Here is a 13,141-nt window from a genome sequence, read left to right as displayed (position 1 = left end):
GGGTACGACCGAGATACATGTAAAAAAGGGTCATAGTATGGTATTGTTTACCATTTATAACCCTTTCTTGCTCTTTACTTTCTTATATACTATACAGGAATATCTTCCTCGATTGGTTGTGGAATATTTTCTAAATCGATCATATAGTCTCCGAAACGTTTTATATGCCTAGTCAGATAAGGGCTAAGCATGACAATATCTTCTTTTGAAAATACATAGCCTTCTTTAGAAAGTTCCCACAAAATAAGTGTTATATCACATACATTTTGGAATATTACTGCGTTGGCAACTAAATCATTATATTTAATTCGCTTTTCTTGTTCTTCTGGATCATTTTCTGAAATGATCCCATCGCCACCAAAAAATAGCCATTTGGAAAAGCCGTTATATGCTTCGACTTTGTTTGTACTAGCACCAATTTGCTCTCTTAGTTTTATATCAGAAATATATTTAAGCAAAAATACAGTTCTTACAATCCTTCCTAATTCCCTAAAAGCTTGATATAATCGGTTTTTTCTACTATAGTTACTTAGTTTTCTAAGTAGTGTAGAGGGTAATATTTTACCAGCTTTTATAGAAAGAACCACTTGGAGCAGATCTTGCCAGTGTGTTTCAATTAGGTCCCAGTCAACGGTATCACTAAACAACTGATCAATGTGGTGATATTTTGTGTCCTTATCAGCCCTGTAAAATTTTAAATCCTTCCAATTTCGAATACGAGGCATTAAATTAATCCCCAATAAATGTGCAAGTGCAAAAACAGGCGTTGATTGACCTTGCGTATCAGCATGTAACGTATCGGGCTGAATGTCTGATTTATTTTTCAGCAAACCATCAATAATATAAACTGCTTCCCAAACTCCACATGGAATGAAGTGACTAAAGAGTGCAATATAAGTATCTGAAACATGATGATATGCAATCCCCCCATAACCTCCGTATCGAATGTGGTATTCAGAGATTAAGTTTTCTTCGTAGAGATCAAATTTTGTTCCATCCGCAGCAGCCGATTTTCCATCACCCCATAGTTTAGGTAAACTAAATTGATTGTATTGATTTAAAATGTCACGAATAGCTTCGTCAATTTTAGATGCATTAATGTGTCGCCGATTTACAAATGAAATCATGTGTGGGGTTACTGCCTTTTTCATGTGCTTAGAAGTCTGTGTTGGTCCTAAATTACATCCGTACCCAAAAGAAGTAATGATATAACGTTCGATTGCATTTTCAATCTTAGGATCTGAACCAGATAATGGTCCAAAATGCCGTGTCCATTTTGTCCAATGTGCAACATTACAAAGAATATCTAAGACATTTCGTTCAGGTAGCCGTTGAGAAATAACTGCCTCTAACGCCTTACTTGTCTGAGGTTGTTCTTTTCTCATTATTTTTCTTAACGTGGGTTCTCCATTTTCATTAATGATTACCTGGCCGTTATCAGGGTAACTTATATCTACTTTTTGTGCAGTATCCTCTAGCCAGTGCTTTAATTGTTGAACAAAATCTTCTGAATTTGAAGAAAAACCGAGTTCTTTACAGTATTCAGATACCATAGGCTTACACTCATCCCAAGAAAGGAGCTGTTCACGGTAATCGGCAAAATTTTCTGATCCTTTCACACAAAGGTCTCCCGTTTTTAACTCGCTCGCAAGATAGGAAAAAATACAGATTTCAAGGTGTTTACGATGTATTAAGTTATTTTCTTTAGGAACATAAATTGTTTTTTTCCACTGTTCACTAGCAAATGAAAGATCAAAATCGATTTGTAGATTTTCAATTTTCCGGTTCTCATGATCACGTAAAAATTGCAAGGCTTCTAAAAGTGATTGATCCTGAGTGGTTGAATCTATTTCAATCATACTAATCAATCTAAAAAGAGTTTTCCTGTGACTTTTATAGAATTTCCATAAAAGAGGAAGGTAGTTATTGCCATTATATGATGAAATGGATTCGCAATCTTCTTTTAATGAGTCGATACCACCTCTTTTTCCTAATAGCTCCTTTATTTTTTGACCGGTCAAGGTATCGTCCTCATTTATACTTGTGGTATCCAGGACTTCCGCCAAAACAGATATAAGATTTTCAGTTTTTGATCTATGTTTTTCTCGAAGAAGTTCTAGCTCCTCTTTGCCTTTGTTATGTATTGTTCTGACTCTTTTGAGAAACATTTCTACCAAACTATCTATAGCTGAAATTTTTGAGCGATAAATCATACAAAGTAGCAGCATATATCTTTTAGCTAAATTAAAGTCTTTTAATTCTGATGCATCAAGCGCTTTTGCTTCTAAAGCGAAGTGTTTAATTTTTAAATTTGGAATATCCTCTAGTAAGCTATCAATTTCTTCTATAAAATCAGTTAACAGAAGTAACCTATTTTGTATTTCTTTCATATGCGAAAGTGTTGCGCTTTTTGGAATTTCTTTTAATAAGTTATATTCAGAAGTCCGATTATCATTTTTAGTAACTAGTAATTGATCTAATTTTCGCTCAATTTCAGGAGTCAATTTTGAAAATACTGAATTAAATAACTGGTGATTCACTAATGTTCTTATACGACGAGCCAATCGATCTAATGTACTAAAAGCAGGTAATTCACACCTTTCTTTTATTAATATTTCAATGGATACGTTGATAAGATCGGCTGGATTGTCCATTACCTGTGTAGCCTTATAAATTGAAGTAGTTGCAATATGTAAGGCTTCTTTTCCATAAGGACGTACATTGAGGTAATCTCTAATTGCTTTTTGATGTCGGTAAATTGATTTACTATTGTAATTCGGTTCAACACTAGCAGAGAGATTCAAACAGGTCCGAATATGAATCATGATCTCTACAGGAATATCTTTCGGTCGAGGAAAGTAACCAAGTCGTTGGAAAGACTTTAACATAACTAATAGACTTAGAACTGAAACAGGTCCTCTAGCAACTTTATGCGCAAATTGGTTTTCTTCAGGTGTAGGGGAGTAAACATCACGAAGTTCTTTTGAAGTAGGACGTTTTTTAAATCTTGGATAAGCCGTACGTTCTATAGATGCCAAATTACCAACTCCATTCAAATTAAGTTGGGGGTGGTGACAGAGTAGCTGCCCTAGTCCGTCACATAATTCCCTAAAAATATAAGAGATTATTAATTTGCTTCTACTAGTTTTCTTTTATTAATCGCTCGATATAATGATCCCTGTGAAAGTCTTGTACCTTCTACAATTTCTTTTACCGAGTATTCTTTACTGTCATACATCCTCAAGGCTATTTCAATTTTCCCTTGATCCACTTTAGGCCTTCCTAGTTTTTTTCCTCTTCTTTTACTCGCTTCTAACCCTTCTTTAACTCTTTCTACAATTAAATTTCTTTCTAACTCTGCGATGACACACATCATTTGAAACATGGCTTTTCCCGTTGATGTTCTTGTATCCATGTTCTCCTTAATAGAAACGAACTTTACACCAGTATCCTCGAATTGCTGAATAATAGAAAGAATATCAAGTGTTTTTCTCCCTAAGCGTGAAATACTTTCTACTACAACGGTATCACCTTTCCTTATTACATCTAGCAATGAGTTAAGTCCATCTCTATCCTTTGTAGTCCCAGTAAATTTCTCTTGAACCATTTTTTCACAGCCGTACTCAGAAAGTAATATAATTTGTCGGTCTAAATTTTGGTCAACTGTCGAAACTCGAGCATAACCGATTATCATAAAGAAGCCTCCTGCACAATTTAATAATCTAATTGTACAAGAGACATCATTTTTGTAAAAGTATTTGGTAAAACTTTTGGTAATTATTTTTGGTAACCTATAAAATTAGTAAAATCAAGCATCAGTATTTCTCATAAATATTGTTACAAAAAATATGGTTTTTGGTAACAATCTTTTTATTAATACAAAACCAATCAGATATAATTATTTTGATAAACGCTCCATGAGAGTAGCTTTTTCTGCTTCAAAACCAGGTTTGTCAAGTAAAGCAAACATATTCTTCTTGTATGCTTCGACTCCAGGCTGGTCAAATGGGTTAACTCCTAATAGATGGCCACTAATCCCACATGCCTTCTCAAAAAAGTAAACCATCTCACCGTAAGTGTATTCATTCATTTCATCCAGTTCAATCACGAGATTAGGTACTTCTCCATCTATATGGGCCATAAGGGTACCCTGAAATGCACTTTTGTTGACTTCATCCATCGTCTTACCTGCCAGGAAGTTTAATCCATCAATATTTTCTGGATCCTCCTGAATAGTCACTTCAATTCGAGGTTTCTTAATCTGTAAAACCGTTTCTAAAAGGTTTCGTCGACCTTCTTGTACATATTGCCCCATGGAATGCAAATCCGTTGAAAAATCAACGGAAGCAGGGAATAGCCCCTTTTGATCTTTTCCTTCACTTTCCCCAAACAGCTGCTTCCACCATTCCGATACGTAGTGAAGGGAGGGCTCATAGTTAACAAGCACTTCAATTGCTTTTCCCTTATTGTAGAGTACATTTCGGACCGCAGCATACTGATAGCTCTCATTTGTCAATAAATCAGGATTGTTGTATTTACGGGCTGCTGCTGCTGCCCCTTCCATCATATGATCAATATCAAGTCCTGCTACGGCAATTGGTAAGAGACCAACTGCTGTTAGCACAGAATACCTTCCACCTACATCATCCGGAATAACAAACGTTTCATATCCTTCTTTGTCCGCAAGCTTTTTTAATACGCCTTTTTCCTGATCTGTAGTGGCAAAAATACGTTTTCTCGCCTCTTCTTTTCCGTATTTTTTCTCCATATAGTCACGAAAAATACGGAAAGCAAGGGCTGGCTCTGTCGTTGTTCCTGATTTGGAAATGACGTTAACAGAGATATCTTTCCCCTCTAATAGTTCAAATAAATGAGATATATAAGTAGAACTGATATTGTGACCGGCAAAATACACTTTTGTCTTATCGTTCATTTGGTTATGAAAGCTATGGGACAAAGCTTCTATAGCTGATCTTGCACCCAAATACGAACCACCAATACCAATTACAACCATTGCGTCTGAATGTTTCTTGATTCTTTCAGCAGCTTGTTTAATTCTTTCAAATTCACTCTTATCATAGTTTAGTGGCAAATCGACCCAACCAAGATAATCAGAGCCGGGGCCTGTTTTTTCATGTAGCATTTTATGAGCCACTTTTACAAATTCACTTAGATTATCTACTTCACTCTTTTTCATAAATGCTAATGCATTGGAGTAATCAAACGAAATAGTCATACATTACTTCCCCTTTCAATCAAATTTAGCTTAGCTGCTTCAATCGGAGATCCTTCTCCGTAAAAAAGATCTCTCGGCATAGTAAAACGTTTCATGTTAGTGCATTCTCCTTTTCTACAGTATATAAGGGAAGTTTTTAAAAACACATTTAAACTCCCCCTTTTCAATTTTGAGAAATCCTTAGTGGGACCGTGTAATTATCAATAGCGTACATTAAAAGATAGTTAGTATTAAGAAAACTCAATGGTCCCTCTCTACATCGGCACTTAGTATGTCTTCTGTTTTGATTTCAAGTAATATTTCCAAGAATCTTATCGTTCCTAATACTTTTCGAGTGTCTCCCTCATTTTGAACATTCTCCATTTTCTTTTGTTGGATCAGTTCACTTATTACTTGCTTGAAAGCATTGGTTTTTATAAGCCATTCTCCAACCAGTAGCTTAGTTGAGTCTCTCTCGTGTTCGGTTTTGACAGCAAATAAACTTTCGGTATCTGTCTCTCTTAACGTGATTGAATTAAAATCTTCGCTCATTTGAATCCGAAAATAATTCCTTTCACTATCATAATATTTTCCGTCCCTTAGAAGAAAATACTCTATCCCTAATACTATTTCATAAAAGGGCTCATTATCTGATGGAGAATGGAGTTCTTTTACTTCGATATTCTTCACCATGTCTAAATAGGTTTCTAAACCATATTGTGTGTTAATGATTTTTGCATCCAATACGTTCATGATGTCACACCTCAATATTGTTTTATTTTTTTGGCTCTGTTAAACTTGTCTGTTGGCTCCAGGTGCTCGCTTTCCGCGGGCGAGCCGGGAGCCTCCTCGGCGCTGTGCGGCTGCGGGGTCTCCCTTGTCATGTTTTTCCCGCAGGACGTTGAATCATCATCCGTGAATAGGCACCGCACGAGAAAATGTGAATGCATTTTCGAGGAGTCTCGCTCCTTCCGCTTCAATCAACATAGTTAGCACTATCAACGACTTAAGTAAATCTACCAATTTTTGGGATATACCAAACTAAAAATCCAATGAATTTCCGGCTCATTTTAACGAAAGACATATACAGCAGATGACTTTATGATTTTTCCACAGCATGTCCGCCAAATTCATTACGAAGGGAAGCTACCACTTTACCTGTAAATGTATCATTGTCTAATGAACGGTAACGCATTAGTAAAGACATAGCGATAACAGGGGTAGCTGTTTGAAGATCCAAAGCGGTTTCAACTGTCCATTTCCCTTCCCCAGAAGAATGCATAATGCCCTTAATTTCATCTAATTTTGCATCTTTAGAAAATGCGCGTTCTGTCAATTCCATGAGCCATGAGCGGATGACAGAACCGTTATTCCACACCCGTGCCACTTTTTCATAGTCAAAATCGAAATCGCTTTTTTCCAGGACTTCGAATCCTTCACCAATGGCGGCCATCATTCCGTATTCTATTCCATTGTGGACCATTTTTAAGAAGTGGCCACTACCAGATTTCCCAGCATATAAATACCCATTATCTACAGCTGTATCTCTAAAAATCGGCTCGACAATGCTCCATGCTTCAGGATCTCCACCAATCATATAACAAGCACCATAGCGAGCACCTTCCATCCCCCCAGAAGTACCGGCATCCATAAAGCTCACTCCAACTTTCTTCAACTGTTCGTAACGACGAATGGATTCCTTATAATGCGAATTACCAGCTTCAATGACGATATCTCCTTCACTTAGAAATGGTGTGATTTCACTAATAACTGAATCAACGACGGAGTGTGGGACCATTATCCAAACAACTCGTGGCTTTTCTAATGATTGAACAAGATCTTGTAAACTGGATGCTCCTTCAACTCCATATTTTTTAATTTCTTCAATAGTATTTGTATTTAGATCAAACGCCATTACACGGTGTTTATTGTCAATTAAGTTTTTTCCTAAGTTCATACCCATTTTCCCTAATCCAATTAATCCTACTTTCACTTGAGTTTCCTCCTTTAAATTACAAAAAATAGCGTGTATTATTATGCTACCCATTTGTTGTTCTTCATGGTCTCCTTATGGAACCATAAGGATTCAACAAATACTTTAAGTTCCTTGGGTAAATCGCGTAACAATTATCTGTCAAATCCAACCTCGGTTTGCTCTCTTCATACCAATAGCCTTCCAGGGAGGTGCGGATTAAACTCCCCCCCTAGTTTCCCACCATTTAAAACCATCCTCCTCCAATAATTGCGAAGCAGCTTGTGGCCCCATCGAACCGGCTTGATATAGGTGGAGTGGAAGGGCATTTTCCTCAAACGCCTCTAAAACGGGCTGTACCCATTTCCAAGATAATTCAACTTCGTCCCAATGAGCAAAGAAGGTAGAGTCCCCACGCAGAGCATCGAATATTAAGAGTTCATAAGCTTCTGGTATGTCTTTTGTACTTGCTGAGAAGTCAACAATTATCGGCTCCAAATTTCCATTTGTTAAATTTTTGCTATTTAATTGCATCGACACACCCTCATTTGGACTTACTTTGATAACTAATAGATTGGGTTCTGCAAATTGATTCTCGTTAGTATACACATTTTTCGTTGGATTCTTGAATTCAATCACAATCCGCGTCGACTTTTCCTTCATTCTTTTTCCTGTCCGGATATAAAATGGCACCCCATACCAGAATGAACTATCAATCCATAAACGAGCAGCCACAAATGTATCGTTTGTGGAAGAAGCATTCACTCCAGGTTCTTCTAAATATCCGACTACAGGTTTACCCTTTATTTCCCCCGGTCCATATTGACCACGAACAACGTGGATACCTACAGTATCTTTCTGTACAGGCCGAAGAGAGTCCATAACTTTTCTTTTCACTGTACGGATATCGTTCGTGCTCATCTGTTTTGGCTGATGCATGGCCGTCATCATCAACAGCTGCATCATATGATTTTGGACCATATCACGAATAGCCCCTGCTTTTTCATAATAACTAGCTCTCTCTTCTACACCAACCGTTTCACTAGCCGTTATTTGCACATTGGCAATATACCGATTGTTCCATAGTGATTGCAGCACAGGGTTGGCAAATTCTAAAGCTTCAAGGTTTTGAACCATCGGTTTTCCAAGATAATGGTCAATCCTGAAAATTTCGTCTTCTTCAAAAGCTTTGCTTAGTTTTTCATTTAAATCTTGAGCAGATTTTAAATCACGCCCAAATGGTTTTTCGATCATTAATCGTTTCCATCCTTTTGTCGAGCCTAATCCACTCTCCTTGATGTTCAAAGCAATTACATCAAAGAATTCAGGAGCAACAGAAAGATAAAACATTCGATTCTCTTCAATACTCTGGTCTTTTTCATTTTGTTGAACGACTTCAACTAACTTCTTATACCCTTCAGCATTCGTGAAATCTAACTGGCAATAACGAAATGCCTTTACAAACTCTTGTTTTTCGGATTTATCATTTATCAAGTGTCTAGAAAAAGTGTATAGCGAGTCTGTTACATGGTTTTGAAAATCAACATCAGACATTTCGTCTATTCCTACACCAATGATCAAAAAAGAATCTGGTAATTTTTGATTCAAATATAAATTAAACAAGGCAGGGTAGATTTTTCGCTTAGCTAAATCCCCAGTTGCCCCAAATAAGACAAACGTCATAGAATCCACTTTTCATTCCTCCACTTTTTCAAAGCATTTTCAAATAGAAAAATGTCTGATTTTCTTCGTTTCCCCTACAAAACAACAAGGATTTTCGCTATTGCGTTATCCTACTTTTGGATGTAAGTTTCGTTTATTTCTCCCAGCTTGTCCGGTAATAATGATATCTCTTAATTGAGAATGTCCACATTTTGGACAGGTTTCATTATTTATGGTGATGATTAGACATCTTTCACAAACTTTTCGCTGCTTAGTTTTGAACCTTTCCATGCGGATCTCTCCTTTCGTAAAAAGCAACAACATGTATAAATTATTAAATGAAGTTTCACTTCATCTCACCATGCTTGTAGCAGTATTCCCTTAAGGTTTGGTAGTATTCTTTAAGCTCGCTATTACTTGAGCAAAATCAGTATATTACGTATGTTATACTTTTGAAAGTACGCACTTTATTAACATATAGATACATTGGTATAACATAGTGTTAAAAATAATACTATAAACTTGAATCCAATACCAAGAGTGAAAAGCCAAGGACAGCGATTATACAAGATTCGCTGCCCTTGGCTTTTTAGTAACTGATTCTTTTATTAAATGTTGTGTTTAAATGTTGTGTTTTTTCAACCTTTTAAATACGTAGAGATATAAAAAAACACGGACAGCATCTTTATTAAGATAGCTAACCGTGGTTTGTTAGTATATGAACTTTTTTACACTTTTTCGAACCCCTAGGAGAAACTCTTTTTTCTACTGAATAGACGATTTGTTTTCTGTTTCTTTTTCCAATACATTCTCAATATAATCTTTACCCCAGTCATACATAGCATCCAGAATAGGCATCAGACTTCTTCCATACTCAGTGAGTGAGTATTCAACTTTTGGTGGAACGACAGGATAGACTTCACGATGAACAATCAAATGGTCTTCAAGTTCGCGCAATTGATTAACAAGCATTCTTTGAGTGATACCCGGCATGAGGGCCTTTAGTTCACCAAAACGTTTGGTTCCTTCTTTTCCTAGATGCCACAATACCAACATTTTCCATTTTCCACCAATAATCGAAAGAGTCAATTCTTTTTCACAATTAAACACTTTTTCCCCAAGATTCGGCATTCATTTCACCTCCAACCCTTATTATGTCCCATAGTATACTTTTTGTTACTATATGATAAAAAAGTGCATACTTTTAATTTAGTAACATACCCAGTATACTGAGTATCATACCGTTAGTAAATAGCTATCAATTGGATACAATAACACTGTGCAAAAGAAAGCTATACGGCACAATATACTATTATATAAGGAGCGAGTAATAAATGAAATTACAATTAGCATTAGATCTTGTAGATATTCCAGGAGCCATTGAATTGGTGAAAGAAGTAGAAAATCATATAGATGTTGTAGAAATCGGCACGCCGGTTGTGATTAATGAAGGCCTTAAAGCAGTAAAGGAAGTGAAAGCTGCCTTCCCTAACTTAACTGTATTAGCTGACCTTAAAATCATGGATGCAGCTGGATATGAAGTTAGCCAAGCATCTGCAGCAGGCGCTGACATCATCACCATTCTTGGTACAGCTGAAGACGAGTCCATTAAAGGTGCTGTAGAAGAAGCAAAAAAACAAGGTAAACAAATCCTTGCTGATATGATCGCAGTTAAAGACATTGAAGGTCGTGCGAAAGAACTGGATGAACTAGGAGTAGATTATATCTGCGTTCACACAGGTTATGACCTTCAAGCTGTAGGAAAAAATTCTTTCGAAGACCTTGCAACCATTAAGAGCGTTGTAAAAAATGCGAAAACTGCTATTGCAGGCGGAATCAAATTAGAAACACTTCCAGATGTGATTAAAGTACAACCAGATCTTGTCATCGTAGGTGGCGGTATCACAAGCAAAGACGATAAAAAAGCAGTTGCAGCTAAAATGCAAGAATTAATTAAACAAGGTTAATTATAACTATGAAAACTACTCAATATTTAGCTGAAGTCGTTCAAGAATTAAGTCGGACAGTCGACTTAATCTCTGACGAAGAAGCAGAGAAGTTGGTTAATAAGATTCTGGAATCCAAAAAAATCTTTGTTGCAGGTGCGGGCAGATCTGGATTTATGGGCAAATCTTTCGTGATGAGAATGATGCACATGGGGATCGATGCTTATGTAGTCGGTGAAACTGTAACAGCAAATTTAGAAAAAGGTGATTTGTTGATCATCGGTTCAGGTTCAGGTGAAACGAAAACCTTGGTTTCAATCGCTGAAAAAGCAAAAAGTTTAGGTGGGACGGTCGCAGCTGTAACGATTTCCCCTGACTCCACGATTGGAAAATTAGCTGATATTATCATTAAATTGCCTGGATCACCGAAAGATCAATCTGAAAGTGAATATAAGACCATACAACCAATGGGGTCACTTTTTGAGCAAACGATGTTATTATTTTATGATGCATTGATCTTGCGTTTTATGGAAAAAAAAGGCTTAGACTCTACTAAAATGTACGGCAAACATGCCAATCTCGAATAGAGTACACTTTAAAAAATATGGAAACATCGTAAAGACCGCATTTATTTCTTTTATGAATTGCGGTCTTTACTGCATATTACAAATAACACAGTCCATACAGGAAAGAAAAAATAGCCTCTGATTCAGTCCCTTCTATGGCCGGATCAGAGATCATTATTGGGTGGGGCACAGCCAAGAATTTAGCCATCACTCACAGTATGAGCCCTATTTGGGTTATCACCAATATTTCACTGGTAGGCCCCATGTCTATATAAGTTTTTTTATGGGAAAATAAAATCCTATTGGCGATGAAAAACGCTTCATAAGTGTAGTAAACAAAACTCTTCGTTTTATAAAACAAAGGAATGAGGTTGAATAAATGGTTCGATTCGGCGTAATCGGTACTAATTGGATTACAGAAAGATTACTTGAAGCAGCAAATGATGTAGAAGATTTTAAACTAACTGCTGTTTATTCTCGCACGATTAGTAGAGCAGAAGAATTTGCAAGTAAATATGGAGTAACAAAAATATTTACAAACCTAAAAGAAATGGCAGTTAGTCAAGAAATTGACGCGGTGTACATTGCTACTCCCAATTCATATCACGCAGAACAAGCTATTTTATTTTTGCAAAATGGCAAACATGTGTTATGTGAAAAGCCACTGGCTGTTAATGCAACCGAAGTAGCGAGGATGATTCAAGCCGCAAAAGATCATAACGCCCTATTAATGGAAGCAATGAAATCAACCTTACTTCCAAACTTCAAGGTCATTCAAGATAATTTACATAAAATTGGTCCTATCCGTAGATACTTTGCAAGCTATTGTCAGTATTCATCTCGTTATGATAAATACAAAGAAGGAATTGTCCTTAATGCCTTCAATCCAAAGTTTGCGAACGGTTCATTAATGGACCTTGGTGTCTATTGTTTGTATCCACTTATTACATTATTTGGTGAACCAAAAGAAGTGAAGGCAACTGGCATTATGCTTGATTCGGGTGTGGATGGTGAAGGTAGCGTCATCTTAAAATATGATGATAAAGATGCGATTGTGATGTATTCCAAAATAACGAACTCTTATTTACCAAGCGAAATTCAAGGCGAAAAAGGAAGTATCATGATTGATAAGATTCATACGGCTGAAAAAGTAGAAATTCACTACACTGACGGCACGGTTGAACAATTAACAGTCGACCAATCTCATCCAGCTATGTATTACGAAGTGAAAGAATTTATTGAATTAATCAACCGAGGAAAAACAGAGTCTGATACTAACTCATATAAAAATTCATACACCACGATACAAGTGTTGGATAAAGTGAGAGATGAAATAGGTCTTGTATATCAAAGTGATCATAAGTGAAAAAACACAAAAACCCCTACAGCGACTTGTATTATTCTCTTGAGAAATTACGAATCTGGCCTGTTTGTCGAAGAATAAAAGAAATCGTTTTAGAACTTACCTAAACTATTTTGCATCCATTCTTTTTTATAAGAGCATTATAGCATTTTCTACCCGGCTAACAAATTTTAAAGGACTTTTGCTTATTATGCAAAGGTTCAATGCTCATTTTTTAAGATGTGTTTCTTCTTATTAATTTGTGATTTAGTTTAAGTATTCCTTAATAGGAGTAGCGACAATGACACTACCCCTATTAGGATCCTACCAACAACCGCACTTTTCTGACCCCACCCTACCCTACAGAGTAAAAAGGGTTGTAAATGTAAAAAAAATCCATGCTATGACCCTTTTTTACAAGTACCTCGGTCGTACCCC

Annotated in this window: 11 protein-coding genes; 3 read left to right on the top strand and 8 right to left on the bottom strand. The window is 36.5% G+C overall.

Features of this window, described 5'->3' with window-relative positions:
• Positions 1–89 precede the first annotated feature (89 nt).
• From AC4GZ8_RS25845 to AC4GZ8_RS25810, 8 genes are all read right to left on the bottom strand, one after another.
• On the bottom strand, positions 90–3,038 hold the full coding sequence (locus tag AC4GZ8_RS25845) for a Tn3 family transposase (protein ID WP_491084755.1): 2,949 nt from the start codon (positions 3,036–3,038) through the stop codon (positions 90–92).
• 89 nt (positions 3,039–3,127) lie between these two features.
• Positions 3,128–3,694 (bottom strand): recombinase family protein, encoded by a 567-nt coding sequence (locus AC4GZ8_RS25840; RefSeq protein WP_491084754.1) that lies wholly within the window; start codon positions 3,692–3,694, stop codon positions 3,128–3,130.
• A 204-nt stretch (positions 3,695–3,898) separates the two neighbouring features.
• Complete coding sequence (locus tag AC4GZ8_RS25835) at positions 3,899–5,236, bottom strand: glucose-6-phosphate isomerase (protein WP_066154493.1); 1,338 nt, start codon at positions 5,234–5,236, stop codon at positions 3,899–3,901.
• Between the two features lie 240 nt (positions 5,237–5,476).
• Positions 5,477–5,968, bottom strand: coding sequence for a hypothetical protein (locus tag AC4GZ8_RS25830; protein WP_031538332.1), 492 nt, complete (start codon positions 5,966–5,968; stop codon positions 5,477–5,479).
• Between the two features lie 346 nt (positions 5,969–6,314).
• The gene (gene gnd / locus AC4GZ8_RS25825; RefSeq protein WP_031538333.1) at positions 6,315–7,208 is read right to left on the bottom strand and encodes a phosphogluconate dehydrogenase (NAD(+)-dependent, decarboxylating); all 894 of its coding nucleotides are present in this window, start codon (positions 7,206–7,208) and stop codon (positions 6,315–6,317) included.
• A gap of 198 nt (positions 7,209–7,406) precedes the next feature.
• Entirely contained in the window at positions 7,407–8,879 is a 1,473-nt protein-coding gene (zwf, locus tag AC4GZ8_RS25820; protein ID WP_491084753.1) for a glucose-6-phosphate dehydrogenase, read from the bottom strand.
• A 96-nt stretch (positions 8,880–8,975) separates the two neighbouring features.
• Positions 8,976–9,140 carry a hypothetical protein gene (locus tag AC4GZ8_RS25815; RefSeq protein ID WP_155986760.1) on the bottom strand — a complete coding sequence of 55 codons (165 nt, stop codon included), beginning with the start codon at positions 9,138–9,140 and terminating at the stop codon, positions 8,976–8,978.
• Positions 9,141–9,614: 474 nt separating this feature from the next.
• On the bottom strand, positions 9,615–9,980 hold the full coding sequence (locus AC4GZ8_RS25810; protein WP_031538335.1) for a winged helix-turn-helix transcriptional regulator: 366 nt from the start codon (positions 9,978–9,980) through the stop codon (positions 9,615–9,617).
• Positions 9,981–10,183: 203 nt separating this feature from the next.
• On the opposite strand from AC4GZ8_RS25810, the gene hxlA reads away from it, so the two are divergent.
• From hxlA to AC4GZ8_RS25795, 3 genes are all read left to right on the top strand, one after another.
• Positions 10,184–10,816: a 3-hexulose-6-phosphate synthase gene (hxlA, locus tag AC4GZ8_RS25805; protein ID WP_031538336.1), complete on the top strand. Its 633-nt coding sequence runs from the start codon at positions 10,184–10,186 to the stop codon at positions 10,814–10,816.
• An 8-nt stretch (positions 10,817–10,824) separates the two neighbouring features.
• Positions 10,825–11,382 (top strand): 6-phospho-3-hexuloisomerase, encoded by a 558-nt coding sequence (hxlB, locus tag AC4GZ8_RS25800; RefSeq protein ID WP_031538337.1) that lies wholly within the window; start codon positions 10,825–10,827, stop codon positions 11,380–11,382.
• Between the two features lie 358 nt (positions 11,383–11,740).
• A complete protein-coding gene (locus tag AC4GZ8_RS25795; protein ID WP_491084752.1) occupies positions 11,741–12,727 on the top strand; it encodes a Gfo/Idh/MocA family protein in 987 nt (328 codons plus the stop codon).
• The last annotated feature ends 414 nt before the right edge of the window (positions 12,728–13,141 follow it).

The sequence above is a fragment of the Metabacillus sp. RB-C-LZQ-3-1 genome, from assembly GCF_058315175.1.
Note: the sequence above shows the minus strand (reverse complement) of the source record. Positions and strands in the feature narration are given on the sequence as shown.